The sequence below is a fragment of the Bizionia sp. M204 genome (genome assembly GCF_023205095.1).
Lineage (GTDB): Bacteria > Bacteroidota > Bacteroidia > Flavobacteriales > Flavobacteriaceae > Algorimicrobium > Algorimicrobium hallyeonense.
Genome location: NZ_CP046242.1, coordinates 485001 through 501846, shown reverse-complemented (window position 1 = coordinate 501846; position 16846 = coordinate 485001). Strand labels below are relative to the sequence as shown.

Sequence of the window (16846 nt, the reverse complement as noted above, 5' to 3'; positions counted from 1 at the left end):
GGATTAATTAAGATAAAAATAAAAGATATGGAATCTTTAATCAAATTTGTACAACAAGAGTTTGTACCTAAAAAAGATTTTCCAGAGTTTAGTGCTGGAGACACAATTACAGTTTATTACGAAATTAGAGAAGGCGAAAAAGTACGTACACAGTTCTTTAGAGGTGTTGTTATTCAAAAGAGAGGAACAGGTTCTTCTGAAACATTTACAATCAGAAAAATGTCTGGAACTATTGGTGTAGAGCGTATTTTCCCAATCAATATGCCAGCTTTACAAAAAGTTGAAGTTAACAAACGTGGTAAAGTACGTCGTGCACGTATCTACTACTTTAGAGGCTTAACTGGTAAGAAAGCTAGAATCAAAGAAAGTATGAAACGTTAATACTTTGTTGATAACGTTGGAAAGCCCTGTTTTTACAGGGCTTTTTTTATTAACAAAAGTTAATAACTCCAGTTTATAAGTTGTTGATATCTAAAACCTTAAAAGTTTTTAAAAACAAGAATCTCGCCTTATATTAGTACAAGAATTAAAAGACAACCAAGTTGGTTTTGTATTAAAAAAACAAATTTATTTTTATTTCAATAAAGATACGTTCTTTAAATCTTATTGTTTTTTGAGGTTTTGCGGTAAACACGTTTACGTGTGTAACTAAAAAATCATGATACTTTTTAAAACGCTAAATGTATTTGCAGTTAGTAGTGATAAAAGTTGAAAGTTTTTAATTGTCTTTTAGAAACGAAAGTGAGAATTAGACTAGAAAACAATGTTTTGAGTGTTTGTAATTTATGTAAATGAATCTCAATACAGACAAAACATCAAGAAAAACAGTAAATCGAGACATTTTTGCAACAGGTCAATACATTTTGAAAGTTGCGTTTAGAAATGTTTCACTTTTGAAATAGTAATCCTTGAATTGAAACATGTAGATAATTTCTACATCCTGTAATTGTAAGATTGCATAGATCATGTTCAGCTATTTCAAAGAAAGCCATGTCAAACCAGACGTTCGTCTGATATGATATGGCTTTTGTTTTTTAATAAACCGTTATTTTAAGTAGTTTTGAGCTGAAAAAAGTAAACAACAATGAATCTGCCCTACATCTGCGATCAAACCTTTAAAAAACAAACTTACACCCACGAACCTCTTGCCAAGGGTGAATATGATAATTGTCAATTTATAGATTGTGATTTTTCAGATGCATTTCTATCATATATATCATTTACAGAATGTGAGTTTCTTAACTGTAATTTAAGTTCTGCCAAAGTTAAGGATGCCACATTTAAAGATGTAATATTTACCGATTGCAAAATACTTGGTGTGCTTTTTAATACATGTAATCCTTTTTTAATGTCTTTTTCATTTAAAAACTGCCTATTAAATCTATCTGCATTTAATAATCTGAAATTAAAAAATACCCAATTCCATACCTGCTCATTAAAACAAACAGATTTTTCTGATACAGATCTCTCCTACGCCAGTTTTTTAGACTGCAATTTGGACCAGGCTATTTTCTATAAATCAAACCTAACACATGCCGATTTTTCAACATCTCAAAACATTACAATGAGTCCTGAATTCAATACTTTAAAATCAGCTAAATTTTCGAAAGAAAATGTACTAGGCCTATTAAAATCTTACCAACTTATTATAGAATAATATACTGTGTAATTATACTTTATGGCATGCACAATTGCGTTTTTTATGATTTTTTTAAGACTACTAAATTAAACTTAAAGATAGTTTTGTTGTCTAACAACCGCAACCAACCCATTTCAAATGCGAAATATCATACTTTCAATTTTAGGAGTCTTACTTATATTAGGCTCTTTTTTTATTGCCAAACATTTAATAGACAGCAAAACAAAACCCAAACCGGTTATAGAAAAAGTTATAAAAACGGTCTACACAGACACCGTTAAAAACTCCACTATTCCTATTTTAATTCCCGCTAATGGCAGTTTAGTGGCCAAGCAGCGTGTGGAATTATATGCTGAAGTTCAAGGAATTTTTAAACCTGGAACCAAACTATTTAAACCAGGGCAATACTATAAAAAAGGCGAAACACTCATTAAGATTGATGCATCTGAATACTATGCTAGTGTACAATCGGCAAAAAGTAACCTTTACAATACAATTGCAGCTATTATGCCTGATTTACGATTAGATTTCCCTAACATGTTTCAGAAATGGCAAACGTATTTAAATAGTTTCGATTTAAATAAAACCACCCCAAAACTTCCTGAAATGACATCAGATAAAGAAAATTATTTCATTACAGGCCGTGGTATTGTTTCCAATTATTACAATGTTAAAAATTTAGAACAGCGTTTAGCAAAGTATAATATCTCAGCGCCCTTTAATGGTATTCTCACGGAAGCCCTAATTACGGAAGGTGCCTTAATTAGAATTGGACAAAAACTAGGTGAATATATTGATCCTACCGTTTATGAAATGGAAATAGCTTTGAGTAAATCCTACGCCAGCCTTTTAAAGGTAAACGAAGACGTTGAATTACAAAACATAGAACATACCGAGCGTTATAAAGGAAAAATTTCCAGAGTTAATGGAAGTATTGATGCAGCAACACAAACCATTACGGCGTATATTGAAGTGGAAAATGAACAACTTAAAGAAGGGATGTATCTAGAAGCAAGCTTGAATGCTAAAAAAGAGGAAAATGCCATAGAAATAAATAGAAACTTAATGTTAGATGGAAATCAGATTTTTATAGTTAAGGATAACACCCTAGATATACTAAATGTTACACCTGTTTTCTTTTCGGAAACAACCGTTGTTTTAAAAAATGTTCCAAATGGTACCGTTATTTTAAACAAACCAGTTCCAGGTGCCTACGCCGGAATGCTTGTAAAGCCATTTACTGAAAATAAAACTTCAAGGGATAGCCAATAAATTATGAGAAAAATAATTACGTATTTTATTCGGTATCATGTAGCTGTTAATGTCTTCATTATAGCTTTTTTTGCATTTGGTATATTAGGGATTATGTCTTTGAAATCGTCATTTTTCCCCCTTGTCGAATCTAAAATAATCAATATAAACATTATCTATCCTGGCGCTTCGCCTCAAGAAATAGAGGAAGGTATTGTGCTGCAAATTGAAGATAATCTTAAAGGATTAAAAGGCATAGATCGCGTTACTTCCACCTCCAGAGAAAATAGTGGAACGATTACTGTTGAAATTGAAAAAGGTGAAAATATTGACTTCATGTTATTAGAAGTTAAAAACGCCGTGGATCGTGTACCTTCTTTTCCAACTGGCATGGAACCATTGGTTGTTTCGAAACAAGAAGCCATTCGGGAAACCATATCTTTTGCTTTAAGTGGAAATAATGTACCGTTAGTAACCTTAAAACAAATAGGGAGACAGGTTGAGAATGATTTACGAGCTATTGATGGTATTTCGCAAGTAACTGTTACTGGGTATCCAGAAGAAGAAATAGAAATTGCCCTAAATGAAAACAACCTATTAGCATATAATCTAACATTTTCCGATGTTGCAAAGGCAGTAGCTTCATCTAATATTCTAATTACTGGAGGAAATATAAAAACGGATGCCGAGGAGTATCTTATTCGCGCCAACAACCGTTCCTATTATGGCGACGAACTTTCAAACATTGTTGTAAAAGCAACACAAGATGGGAAAACGGTACGCTTAAAGGACGTGGCAATTATAAGAGATCGTTTTTCGGAAACACCAAATGCTACTTTTTTCAATAAAAATTTATCGGTAAATATTTCTGTAACTAGTACAAATAATGAAGATCTTATGTCTTCTGCCGAAAAAGTTAAGGTTTATATAGATGAGTACAATCAAAAACATGAAAATGTCCGGTTAGACATCGTTAGAGATTTATCCATTACATTAAACCAACGAACCAAGCTTTTATCTGAAAACGCCATGATTGGTATGTTTTTAGTTTTAATTTTCCTATCCTTATTTTTAAACACAAGATTGGCCTTTTGGGTGGCATTTGGACTTCCTCTTTCATTTTTAGGAATGTTCATTTTTGCGGGACAATTTGATGTTACTATAAACGTACTGTCACTTTTTGGAATGATTATCGTTATTGGTATTTTAGTTGATGATGCCATCGTAATTGCAGAAAACATTTATCAGCATTACGAAAAAGGGAAAACACCAATCCAAGCAGCTATTGATGGAACCATGGAAGTTATACCTCCCGTTGTATCGGCTATTATAACCACAATCCTAGCTTTTTCATTATTTCTGTTTTTGGACAGTCGAATTGGTGAATTTTTCAGCGAAGTTGCCGTTGTCGTTATTTTAACATTAGTCGTTTCTTTAGTAGAGGCTTTAATAATTCTACCCGCGCATTTAGCCCATTCTAAAGCCTTAAGAAAAGAAACTCCTCAAGAAAACCCTTCAAAAACAAAACAGTTTTTTGCCAAAATGCGTGGCATCAATGCTTTCGGAGATCGAATCATGAGGTTTTTAAGAGACAAAGTCTATTCGCCAGCATTATCATTTGTTTTAAAATTTAAAATCTTGTCTTTAGGGATTTTTGTGGCTCTTTTAGTTTTAACATTCGGCGCTATAGGTGGCGGTGTTATTGGTGTTACAATTTTCCCATCCATAGCAAGTGACCGTATCTCCATTGAATTAGATATGCCCAACGGAACCAATGTAAAAATAACCGATTCTATTATTTCAATGATAGAAGAAAAGTCGTTTATAGTAAATAAAGAGTTCTCTGAAAAGTTTTTAAAAGATTCCGATAAAGAGCTTTTTGAAAATACCATACTAACCTTAAATAGTAGCTCCAGCGCACAATTGGTTATAAACATGTTACCTGGAGAAGAAAGGCCTGACGAAATCAACGCTTCCATGGTAGCAAATAGGCTACGTGAGTTAGTAGGTCCGGTAATTGGTACCGAACGATTGATTTATGGTTCTGGTGGAAATTTTGGTGGTAGTCCCGTTTCCGTAGCTCTACTAGGCAATAATATTGAGGAACTGAAAGCCGCTAAAGTGGAGTTAAAAAATATTTTAGAAGAAAACCCTTTACTCAAAGATATTGAAGACAATGATCCTGCTGGTATTAAGGAAATTAGACTTGAGTTAAAAGAGACCGCCTATTTAATAGGTTTGGACCTTAGCACAGTAATGGCACAAATTCGTGCTGGTTTTTTCGGTTCTCAAGTTCAACGTTTTCAAAGAGGTCAAGATGAGATTCGAGTATGGGTGCGTTATGATCGTCCCAATAGAGAATCTATCAACGATTTGGAGGATATGCGTATTGTAACGCCAACAGGCAGTCGTATTGCGTTAAAAGACATTGCAACCTATACTATTGTCCGTGGCGATGTTGCCATTAATCATTTAGATGGCAAACGAGAAATTAGAGTTTCGGCAGATTTAAAAGATCCAAGTACCAGTGTTACAGATATTCTTGATGAAATTAAGAGAACAACCATTCCAGAGTTACAATCTAAATATCCAACAATTTCTGCTGCCTTTGAAGGACAAAATCGGGAGGCCCAAAAGTTATCTTCATCTATTTCAAGTGCAGGAACTATCATTTTATTGCTTATTTATATTACCATTGCCTTTACTTTCAGAAGCTACAGTCAACCTTTATTATTGTTGCTATTAGTTCCATTTAGTTTAACCGCCGTAGCTTGGGGACATTGGCTGTTAGGCTTTCCGGTAAACGTATTATCCTTATTAGGTATAATTGCACTAATTGGAATAATGGTGAATGACGGGTTAGTTCTTATAGGCAAATTCAATACAAATTTAAAAAACGGCATGTCTTTCGATTTAGCCCTATCGGATGCTGGAAAGTCAAGGTTTAGAGCTATTTTCTTAACATCGGTAACTACCATAGCTGGTTTAGCACCTTTGTTATTAGAAAAAAGTAGACAAGCACAATTTTTGAAACCCATGGCAATATCAATTTCTTTCGGAATTGCCTATGCCACTATATTAACCTTATTAGTCTTACCCTTATTTCTATCATTTAATAATAGTATTAAGAAAAATGCTAAATGGTTATATTCTAATAAAGCCGTAACAAAAGAAGAAGTTGAACGCGCTATTAAAGAACAAAAAGAAGAAAATGAGCATTAAAAACGTCATAATATACAGTCTTTTATTATTGTCATTACCATTGTTTTCGCAGAGGATTTTAAATCCAGAAGATGCTTTTTCCATGGCTTTAGAACATAATTATGGTATAAAAATCACCAATAACTCGTTAGAAATTGCCGAAAATAATACCAGTATCTTAAATTCTGGATATCTACCAACTGTAACGGGTAATGCTGGCGCTACATATAATTTAGATAATACGGAAGCCCAATTTGCTAATGGGGAATCTACTATTTTAAATGGTGCAGAAAGCTCGCGTTATAATGCATCGGTTAATTTAAATTATGTTGTTTTTGATGGCATGGGAAGACAGTATAATTATAAACGTTTGAAAGAAGAATATTTTTTATCGCAACTAGAGGCAAGAGAAACTATTGAAAACGTCATCATTCAACTATTTACTATTTATTACAATCTAGCTAAAACGTCAGAAAACACATTAGCTTTAGAGCAAACTTTAAATATTTCAAAGGATAGATTATTAAGAGCGGAATATCAATTCGATTATGGTCAAAACACGAAGCTAGGTGTTTTAAATGCACAAGTGGATATTAATAATGATAGTATAAATCTTATAAATATTAGACAACAATTAAAAAATACAAAACGAGATTTAAATGTTGTAATCGGCAATCAAATTGCTGGGGACTTTGATGTTAAAACAGACCTTAAGTTTTTGTTAGATTTAGATAAGGATGAATTATTATCTAAAACAAAAGCAAATAATGTGGCGCTGTTGCAAGCAGAAAAAAATATTTCTATTGGCGAAATAGACATTAAAGCTCGAAAATCGCAATATTTACCTACAGTTGGATTAATTGGTTCCTATGGTTGGAATAAAAACAATAACAACGCAGCTTCTTTTGCAACAACAACTTTAAACACAGGTCTTTCAGTAGGTATTAATCTAGCTTGGGATCTATTTGATGGCGGAAGCACTATTACGCAAGTAAAAAACACCAAAATTAATTTAGACAATCAAAAATTGCAAAAAGAGCAACTAATCATCACCATTGAACGCGATTTTTATAATGCTTGGGAGGATTATCAAAACAAGCTAGTTATTTTTAATGTCCAACAAGATAATATTATTACTTCCGAAAATAATTTTAATCGAACTCAAGAAAAGTTTAAACTGGGACAAGCTACTTCTATTGAGTTTAGGCAAGCACAATTAAACCTTCGGAATGCGGAATTAAGCAGAAATCAAGCAAAATATGATGCCAAGCTTGCCGAACTAACCGTTTTACAAATAAGCGGAGACTTATTGAATGTTGAGTTTTAAATAACTTACAGTAACAATAGCTACTTAAGTAATACTAGCCATGCCGTATTGATAAAAATCAATCAGGATAAACCGCATAAAACTCCTATAAGATTTTGTATATTTGCGCTGTTAAATAACGTACCAAAACTAAAATATAATGACAAACTCTTCTACTATAATTTACACAAAAACAGATGAAGCACCAGCATTAGCAACGGCATCTTTTTTACCAATTATAAAGGCCTTTGCAAAACCATCTGGAATTACCATAGAAACAAAAGATATATCTTTGGCTGCTAGAATTTTAGCAAATTTTCCGGATTTTTTAACAGAAGACCAACGCGTTGACGATGCGCTTACCTTTTTAGGTGATTTAGTTAAAAGACCTGAAGCCAACATCATTAAATTACCAAATATTAGTGCCTCTGTTCCACAGTTAAATAGTGCTATAAAAGAGCTTCAAGATAAAGGTTATAAATTACCTAATTACCCGGAAGAAGTAAAAAATGATCAAGATAAAGACGTAAAGAGTCGTTATGATAAAATAAAAGGTAGTGCTGTAAACCCTGTACTTCGCGAAGGTAACTCCGATCGTCGTGCGCCAAAGGCAGTAAAGAATTTTGCTAAAAAACATCCGCATTCTATGGGTGCTTGGAGTAAAGATTCAAAAACAAATGTTGCCACCATGAGTGAAGGTGATTTTGCACATAATGAAAAATCAGTAACCTTGGATGCGGCAACCAGCGTCAAAATAATTCATACAGATTTAAGTGGTACTAAAACAATTCTAAAAAATGATTTCCCATTATTAAAAGGCGAAATTATTGATGGAACGGTTTTAAGCAAAAAAGCACTTTTAAACTTTTTAGAAACTGAAATTGAAGACGCTAAAGCAACCAACGTATTGTTTTCATTACATATGAAAGCGACTATGATGAAGGTGAGTGATCCAATTATTTTTGGTCATGCTGTACGTGTTTTCTTTAAGGACGTATTTGCCAAATATCAAGACGATTTCAATAAAATAGGAGTCGATGTTAATAATGGTTTTGGAGATTTAATTCGTAACCTATCGGAATTACCAGATGCCAAACGAAAAGCTATTGAAGCTGATATTGAAGCAACTTTTAATAGTCGCCCAGATTTAGCCATGGTTAATAGCGATAAGGGTATTACCAATTTACATGTTCCTAGTGATGTAATTATAGACGCATCCATGCCTGCTATGATTCGTACATCTGGAAAAATGTGGAATAAAAATGGTGAGCTTCAAGATACAAAAGCGGTAATTCCAGACAGTAGTTATGCAGGAATTTACTCGGCTACTATTGCTTTCTGTAAAGAACATGGCGCTTTTGATCCAACGACCATGGGAACCGTTCCAAATGTTGGGTTAATGGCTCAAAAAGCTGAAGAATACGGATCGCATGATAAAACATTCGAGATTGCTAGCAACGGTACAGTAACGGTTGTGGATTCAGATAATAAAGTTTTAATTGAGCACACCGTTGAAGCCGGAGATATATGGAGAATGTGTCAAGTAAAAGATGCTCCCATTCAGGACTGGGTTAAATTGGCTGTAAATCGTTCAAGAGCTTCGCAAACACCAGCCGTTTTTTGGTTAGACGTTAAGCGCGCACATGATGCAGAATTAATTAAAAAAGTAAATACCTATTTAAAAGATCATGATACATCTGGTTTGGACATCAGAATACTATCACCAATTGAAGCGACTAATTTTACTTTAAAGCGTGTTAAAGCTGGAGAAGATACCATTTCAGTTTCTGGAAATGTATTACGTGATTATTTAACTGATTTATTTCCAATTTTAGAATTAGGAACAAGTGCTAAAATGTTATCTATTGTACCATTAATGAATGGTGGCGGCTTATTTGAAACCGGTGCTGGTGGTTCTGCTCCAAAACATGTAGAACAATTACTAGAAGAAAATCATTTACGATGGGATTCTTTAGGTGAATTTTTAGCTCTAGCTGTTTCTTTAGAGCATTTATCTGAAGTTACTAAAAATCCAAAAGCACTCATATTATCGGAAGCTTTGGATTTAGCAACGGAAAAACTTTTGGATAACAATCAGTCACCTTCTAGAAAAGTGGGCGAATTGGATAACAGAGGGAGCCATTTTTACCTGGCTAAATATTGGGCAGAAGCAATTGCAAACCAAGAAAAGGATATTTCAATGAAGAATACTTTTGGAGAAATAGCACTTTTGTTTAAGGCCGAAGAAAAAAACATTATTAACGAATTGAATAGTGTACAAGGAAAACAAGTCAGCATTGGTGGCTATTACGAACCAAATGATGATTTAACAAACAATATTATGCGCCCAAGTGAAACATTAAACAAAATATTACAAGCGTTATAATATTTCCAAACTTTATGAAAAAAGCTCCTTTTTAAGGGGCTTTTTTTTATACTTTTAATAAAAATTGGCGGTAATGAACATGCGTATATTCTGGTTAATTCTGATTTTTACATTCAGTATCAATTCTATTTGGTCTCAAAATAAATTCACTCTAAATGGTGTAATTTCAGATTCAGAAAGTAGCGAAACACTAATTGGTGTTAATATTTTAATTCCCCAACTAAAAACTGGAGCAACCACCAACGAATATGGCTTTTACTCCATAACCCTTCCTGAAGGCACATATCGCGTTGTAATTAGTTATTTAGGTTATAGTGAGATTTTGGAAACCATAACCCTTTCTGAAAATATCACTAAAAATTTCACATTAACAGAATCCGTAGAAAGCTTAAATGAAGTCATTATCACCGAAAATGTAGAAAAACTCAATATAAGAAAACCCCAAATGAGTTTAAACGCTATGTCAGCCGGAACCATTAAAGAAATTCCTGTTGTGTTTGGTGAAGCAGATGTTATAAAAGCTATCACCTTACTTCCAGGGGTTACTACAGCTGGCGAAGGTGCTTCAGGTTTTAATGTACGTGGTGGTGCCGCGGACCAAAACTTAATACTTTTAGATGAAGCAACCATTTACAACTCATCACATTTATTCGGGTTCTTCTCTGTTTTTAATCCAGATGCCATAAAAGACTTAAAACTTTACAAAGGTGGTATTCCGGCAAGGTATGGTGGACGCGTTTCTTCCGTATTAGACATCTATCAAAAAGAAGGAAACAAAAATAAATTTCACATGAACGGTGGCATTGGTTTAATATCCAGTAGACTTTTAGCCGAAGGCCCAATTAATAAAGGAAAAGGTTCCTTTCTTTTAGGAGGTCGAGCTACATATGCGCATTTGTTTTTACCCCTTTTTGATTTAGATAATAAAGCCTATTTCTACGATTTAAATACTAAAATTAGTTACAGATTGAACGATAATAATAACATCTATTTATCAGGATATTTTGGTCGTGATGTGTTGAGTTTTAGTGATAGTTTTGAAAACACGTATGGAAATACAGTTTTAAACTTTAGATGGAATCACTTGTTTTCTGATAAAATATTTTCAAATTTATCTTTAATCTATTCGGATTATTACTACGGGTTAGATCTAAATTTTATAGGATTTAACTGGGATTCTGGTATTCGCAATTTTAATGTGAAATATGATTTCAAACATTATCTGAATAATAATATAACACTCCAATATGGACTAAACAGCATTTATCACAAATTTAATCCTGGAGAAATAAAACCATCATCAGAAGAATCGGGCATTAATCCAGATAAACTAATTGATAAATATGCTTTTGAAAATGCACTTTATTTAGATGTTGAGCAGAAATTATCCGAAAAGATTCAATTATCATACGGCTTGCGCTATAGTACATTTTTAAGACTAGGACAGGATGAATTAAATATGTATGCCAATAATGTGCCGGTCGTTTTTAACCAAGAGTTACAAATTTACGAAAAAGCAGAACCTATAGGCATTGAAAAGTACAAACGTAGTAAAGTTTTAAAATCATTTGGCAATTTCGAGCCACGTTTAGCCATTGCTTATCAATTGCAAAATAATTCATCTATCAAAGCAAGTTACAACCGTTTAAGTCAATATTTGCATCTATTATCTAATACGAGTTCACCGACGCCATTAGATATTTGGACTCCTAGCGGTATGTACACCGACCCACAAATACTAGATCAAGTAGCCCTAGGTTATTTCAGAAATTTTAAGAACGATGTATTTTCACTTGAGTTAGAAACATTTTATAAAACAGTAAAAAACAGAATAGATTATATTGATGGTGCGGATTTAATAGCGAATGATGCCATAGAACAAGTTATTTTAAATGGTGAAGCCAGAGCTTATGGCATGGAAATACTTTTCAGAAAAAATACCGGGCGTTTAAAAGGTTGGATTGCTTATACCTTATCAAAATCAGAACAAAGAACGCCTGGCAGAACTGAAAATGAACCAGGAATAAACAATGGCGCGTGGTATAAAACAGCCTATGATAAAACGCATGACATTTCTATTACCGCTAGTTATGATTTTACACAGAAATGGCGATTTAATGCTAATTTCATACTTCAAACAGGTCAACCCGTAACCTATCCCAATGCACAATATGAGTACAATGGCATTTCCATACCAAACTATGGCTTGCGTAATGAATTTCGATTACCATCCTATAACCGACTGGATTTATCTGCCACTTACATACCAAAACCAGAAAAATCATCGGGTTGGCAAGCTGAATGGGTCTTCGGAATTTATAACGTTTATAATAGATATAATGCGGCTTCAATTACCTTTTCAGAAAATAGAGACACCGGTGTAAATGAAGCAACACGATTATCAATTTTTGGTATCGTTCCATCGGTTACTTATAATTTTAAATTTTAATTCTATGAAGAACATTATCATTTTACTACTAATTAGTATTTCAATTTTTTCATGTGAAGATGTAATAGATGTAAATGTACCTAATTCTGAACCGAGATTAGTAATCGATGCTTCCATAAACTGGATAAAAGGAACTTCAGGTAATGAGCAGTCCATAAAACTTACTTTAACGGCTCCTTATTTTGATTCTTCAGTTCCTCCAGCTAATGATGCCGAGGTTTTTATTACTGATTCTAATAATAACGTTTTTATTTTTGTTGAAGATGGAAATACTGGTTTATATTTAAATTCAAATTTCACTCCTGTTTTAAATACAGACTATTACCTAACTATTAATTATAAAAATGAAATATATTCAGCTACTGAAACACTTTTAGCTGTACCTGAATTTGATTTTGTTGAACAAAATTTAGAAGGCGGAATTACTGGTGAAGAAACAGAAATTAAAGCATACTTTACAGACCCAGCTAACGAAGAAAATTATTACTTTTTTGAGTACATTCCAAGTATACCGGTAAATAAAACATTAGATACCTTTAAAGATGAATTTGTAAATGGAAATCAGATTTTTGGTTTCTATGTTGAAGAAGATTTAACCACTAACGATTCTGTTATTATAAGAAATTATGGTGTATCCGAACGGTTTTATGAATTTATGTTTATTTTATTGCAACAAACTGGTGCCGGAGGAGGTGGTCCGTTTGAAACACAACCTGCCACTGTTCGCGGGAATTGCATAAATACAACCAATCAAAATAATTATCCATTAGGATATTTCAGGTTATCTGAAGTGGCTGAAATTAATTATACCATTGAATAGAGCAAGTTCCATATTATAATTACAGATTATATTTTGTAATTTTGAAGCTATGGATTTTATAAAAACAACTGAAAAAGATTCAAATTACAACCATCTCGAAACGATGTCCGTATCTGCTATCTTAAAGCATATTAATACGGAAGATCAAACCGTACCTTTGGCGGTTGAAAGAGAACTGCCACAAATAGAAGCCTTAGTTTCGCAAATAGTTGAAAAACTAAAAATTGGAGGTCGACTTTTTTATATAGGTGCAGGAACAAGTGGTAGGTTAGGTATTTTAGATGCATCAGAATGTCCACCAACTTTTGGAGTTTCACACGATTTAGTGGTAGGGATTATTGCAGGTGGAGATAAAGCCATTCGAAAAGCTGTTGAAAATGCTGAAGATTCTAAAACTCAAGGTTGGGAAGACTTGCAAGCCTTTAATATATCATCTAAAGATATTGTAATTGGTATTGCAGCATCAGGAACCACGCCTTACGTTATTGCAGCATTAAAAATGTGTAATAAAAATCAAATCCTTACTGGCTGTATTACTTGTAATAAAAACAGTCCCCTATCTTTAGTTTCCAAATATCCTATTGAAGTTGTGGTAGGGCCAGAATTTGTTACAGGAAGTTCTAGGATGAAAGCAGGTACAGCTCAAAAATTAGTTCTTAATATGATTACAACCACCACCATGATTCAACTGGGCCATGTTAAAGGAAATAAGATGGTCGATATGCAATTAAGTAATGTCAAGTTGGTTGAACGCGGAATAAAGATGATTATGGAAGAACTCCAAATAGACTATGTAACGGCTCAACAATTATTAAACACCTATAAAAATGTGAGAACAGCAATAAACAATTATACAAATGGAAACTGAAACAAAACACACGGATAAAGATGTTCTTTTAAAGGGTATTAAAAAAATGGGAGTATCATTATTATGCATGTTTTTAGGGCCTACTCTTTTATATATAGCATTTAGCAATCAAGAAAAAGCCTTATATATACCATTACTAATAGTGGGTATAATAATTTGTGGCCTTGCTATATTCTTTGCCTTTAAAGGATTAAAAACAATAATGGATAGTATGTTCAACTAATTTTAAATTACAATTTTATATCAATTATTTATAAAGCGCATGATGCGCTTTATTTTTTTGATTAAAACGAAACTTTATAAAACAAAAAAAATCCCGATTCAAGTATTGAATCGGGATTCTTAAAAAAGGCGGCGACCTACTCTCCCACGAGATGCAGTACCATCGGCGCTAACGGGCTTAACTACTCTGTTCGGAATGGTAAGAGGTGAGCCCCGTCGCTATAACCACCTTAAGTTATAGCTGATGTAATACGGTTTTAAGGTATTACTTTCAGCGTTCCATTATACATGGAACAAATATCTTAACATATTGAAAAAAGTACATGATTTAGTTTGTAAACTTTGTAAAAAAACAGGCGTACAATAAGCCTATGGGTTATTAGTACTACTCGGCTATGACATTACTGCCTTTACACCTATAGCCTATCAACGTGGTCATCTCCCACGACCCTTTAAAGAAATCTCATCTTGTGGTGGGTTTCGCGCTTATATGCTTTCAGCGCTTATCCCTTCCAAACGTAGCTACTCTGCAATGCTCCTGGCGGAACAACAGATACACCAGAGGTTTGTCCAACTCGGTCCTCTCGTACTAGAGTCAGATCCACTCAAATTTCTAACGCCCACTGTAGATAGAGACCGAACTGTCTCACGACGTTCTGAACCCAGCTCGCGTGCCACTTTAATGGGCGAACAGCCCAACCCTTGGGACCTTCTCCAGCCCCAGGATGTGACGAGCCGACATCGAGGTGCCAAACCCCCCCGTCGATATGAGCTCTTGGGGGAGATCAGCCTGTTATCCCCGGCGTACCTTTTATCCTTTGAGCGATGGCCCTTCCATGCGGAACCACCGGATCACTATGCTCTACTTTCGTACCTGATCGACCTGTATGTCTCTCAGTCAAGCTCCCTTATGCCATTGCACTCTACGTACGATTACCAACCGTACTGAGGGAACCTTTAGAAGCCTCCGTTACTCTTTTGGAGGCGACCACCCCAGTCAAACTACCCACCAAGCACTGTCCCCTTTTTTGAAGGGTTAGACTCTAGATAAGCAAAGGGTGGTATTTCAACAATGACTCCACAACGCCTAGCGACGCCGCTTCAAAGTCTCCCACCTATCCTACACATTACTTATCCAAAACCAATACTAAGCTATAGTAAAGGTGCACGGGGTCTTTTCGTCCCACAGCGGGTAATCGGCATCTTCACCGATACTACAATTTCACCGAGCTCATGGTTGAGACAGTGTCCAGATCGTTGCACCATTCGTGCAGGTCGGAACTTACCCGACAAGGAATTTCGCTACCTTAGGACCGTTATAGTTACGGCCGCCGTTTACTGGGGCTTCATTTCAGATCTTCGCCGAAGCTAAACCCTCCACTTAACCTTCCAGCACCGGGCAGGTGTCAGGCCATATACGTCATCTTTCGATTTAGCATAGCCCTGTGTTTTTGATAAACAGTCGCCTGGACTCTTTCACTGCGGCCCATCCAAAGATGGGCGACGCTTCTCCCGAAGTTACGCGTCTATTTTGCCTAGTTCCTTAACCATGAATCTCTCGAGCTCCTTAGAATTCTCATCCCAACTACCTGTGTCGGTTTAGGGTACGGGCTGCTTCACTCGCTTTTCTTGGAAGTCGATTTGCTGGATTATCACCGCAGCCGTAGCTTTAGTGTACTATTGGAGTGTTACCACTTCCTTCAACGTACTATTCCGTCAGTACGCACCAACTTTTCGCCTCCGTCACTTTTAGTGTGAGCAGGTACAGGAATATTAACCTGTTGTCCATCCACTACCCCTTTCGGGTTCGCGTTAGGTCCCGACTAACCCTCAGCTGATTAGCATAGCTGAGGAAACCTTAGTCTTTCGGAGTGCGGGTTTCTCGCCCGCATTATCGTTACTTATGCCTACATTTTCTTTTGTAGCTTCTCCAGCATGCCTCACAGCACACCTTCGACGACACTACAATGCTCCCCTACCACTTATTAATAAGTCCATAGCTTCGGTAATATGTTTATGCCCGATTATTATCCATGCCGAACCGCTCGACTAGTGAGCTGTTACGCACTCTTTAAATGAATGGCTGCTTCCAAGCCAACATCCTAGCTGTCTAAGCAGTTCAACCTCGTTTTTTCAACTTAACATATATTTTGGGACCTTAGCTGATGGTCTGGGTTCTTTCCCTCTCGGACATGGACCTTAGCACCCATGCCCTCACTGCTGATTATCATTATATAGCATTCGGAGTTTGTCAGGAATTGGTAGGCGGTGAAGCCCCCGCATCCAATCAGTAGCTCTACCTCTATAAAACTATAAATCAACGCTGCACCTAAATGCATTTCGGGGAGTACGAGCTATTTCCGAGTTTGATTGGCCTTTCACCCCTACCCACAGGTCATCCGAAGACTTTTCAACGTCAACCGGTTCGGTTCCTCCACTGTATGTTACTACAGCTTCAACCTGCCCATGGGTAGATCACACGGTTTCGCGTCTACCACTACTAACTAAAGCGCCCTATTCAGACTCGCTTTCGCTACGGATCCGACCTGAAGTCCTTAACCTTGCTAGCAACGGTAACTCGTAGGCTCATTATGCAAAAGGCACGCCGTCACAGATCAAGTCTGCTCCGACCGCTTGTAAGCGTATGGTTTCAGGTTCTATTTCACTCCCTTATTCAGGGTTCTTTTCACCTTTCCCTCACGGT

10 protein-coding genes and 2 rRNA genes (1 of these 12 running past the window's edge) are annotated in these 16846 nt (G+C 35.4%); 10 read left to right on the top strand and 2 right to left on the bottom strand.

The genetic code is table 11. The features are described from left to right. Nucleotides 1–27: 27 nt before the first annotated feature. The 10 genes from rplS to GMA17_RS02245 all read left to right on the top strand — a co-directional run bounded on the left by rplS (nucleotide 28) and on the right by GMA17_RS02245 (nucleotide 14143). A complete protein-coding gene (gene rplS / locus GMA17_RS02290) occupies nucleotides 28–381 on the top strand; it encodes a 50S ribosomal protein L19 (protein ID WP_248398688.1) in 354 nt (117 codons plus the stop codon). A 703-nt stretch (nucleotides 382–1084) separates the two neighbouring features. Then, nucleotides 1085–1657 (top strand): pentapeptide repeat-containing protein, encoded by a 573-nt coding sequence (locus GMA17_RS02285; RefSeq protein ID WP_248398686.1) that lies wholly within the window; start codon nucleotides 1085–1087, stop codon nucleotides 1655–1657. Nucleotides 1658–1777: 120 nt separating this feature from the next. After that, nucleotides 1778–2911, top strand: a complete 1134-nt coding sequence (locus tag GMA17_RS02280; RefSeq protein WP_248398684.1) for an efflux RND transporter periplasmic adaptor subunit — start codon at nucleotides 1778–1780, stop codon at nucleotides 2909–2911. Between the two features lie 3 nt (nucleotides 2912–2914). Next, nucleotides 2915–6112: an efflux RND transporter permease subunit gene (locus GMA17_RS02275; RefSeq protein WP_248398681.1), complete on the top strand. Its 3198-nt coding sequence runs from the start codon at nucleotides 2915–2917 to the stop codon at nucleotides 6110–6112. Then, entirely contained in the window at nucleotides 6102–7418 is a 1317-nt protein-coding gene (locus tag GMA17_RS02270) for a TolC family protein (protein WP_248398678.1), read from the top strand. The genes GMA17_RS02275 and GMA17_RS02270 overlap by 11 nt, the downstream gene beginning before the upstream one ends. 139 nt (nucleotides 7419–7557) lie before the next feature. Further along, nucleotides 7558–9783, top strand: a complete 2226-nt coding sequence (locus GMA17_RS02265) for an NADP-dependent isocitrate dehydrogenase (protein WP_248398675.1) — start codon at nucleotides 7558–7560, stop codon at nucleotides 9781–9783. Between the two features lie 79 nt (nucleotides 9784–9862). Beyond that, on the top strand, nucleotides 9863–12232 hold the full coding sequence (locus tag GMA17_RS02260; protein ID WP_371922428.1) for a carboxypeptidase-like regulatory domain-containing protein: 2370 nt from the start codon (nucleotides 9863–9865) through the stop codon (nucleotides 12230–12232). A gap of 4 nt (nucleotides 12233–12236) precedes the next feature. After that, a complete protein-coding gene (locus GMA17_RS02255; protein WP_248398670.1) occupies nucleotides 12237–13052 on the top strand; it encodes a DUF4249 domain-containing protein in 816 nt (271 codons plus the stop codon). A gap of 49 nt (nucleotides 13053–13101) precedes the next feature. Beyond that, on the top strand, nucleotides 13102–13920 hold the full coding sequence (gene murQ, locus GMA17_RS02250; RefSeq protein WP_248398668.1) for an N-acetylmuramic acid 6-phosphate etherase: 819 nt from the start codon (nucleotides 13102–13104) through the stop codon (nucleotides 13918–13920). Beyond that, on the top strand, nucleotides 13910–14143 hold the full coding sequence (locus GMA17_RS02245; RefSeq protein ID WP_248398666.1) for a DUF6095 family protein: 234 nt from the start codon (nucleotides 13910–13912) through the stop codon (nucleotides 14141–14143). Before murQ ends, GMA17_RS02245 begins: the two co-directional genes overlap by 11 nt. Before the next feature lie 123 nt (nucleotides 14144–14266). Here the strand turns inward: GMA17_RS02245 and rrf are convergent. Both rrf and GMA17_RS02235 read right to left on the bottom strand, forming a co-directional pair. Further along, nucleotides 14267–14375, bottom strand: a 5S ribosomal RNA gene (gene rrf, locus GMA17_RS02240). Between the two features lie 126 nt (nucleotides 14376–14501). Next, a 23S ribosomal RNA gene (locus tag GMA17_RS02235) occupies nucleotides 14502–16846 on the bottom strand; it runs 483 nt beyond the window's last position.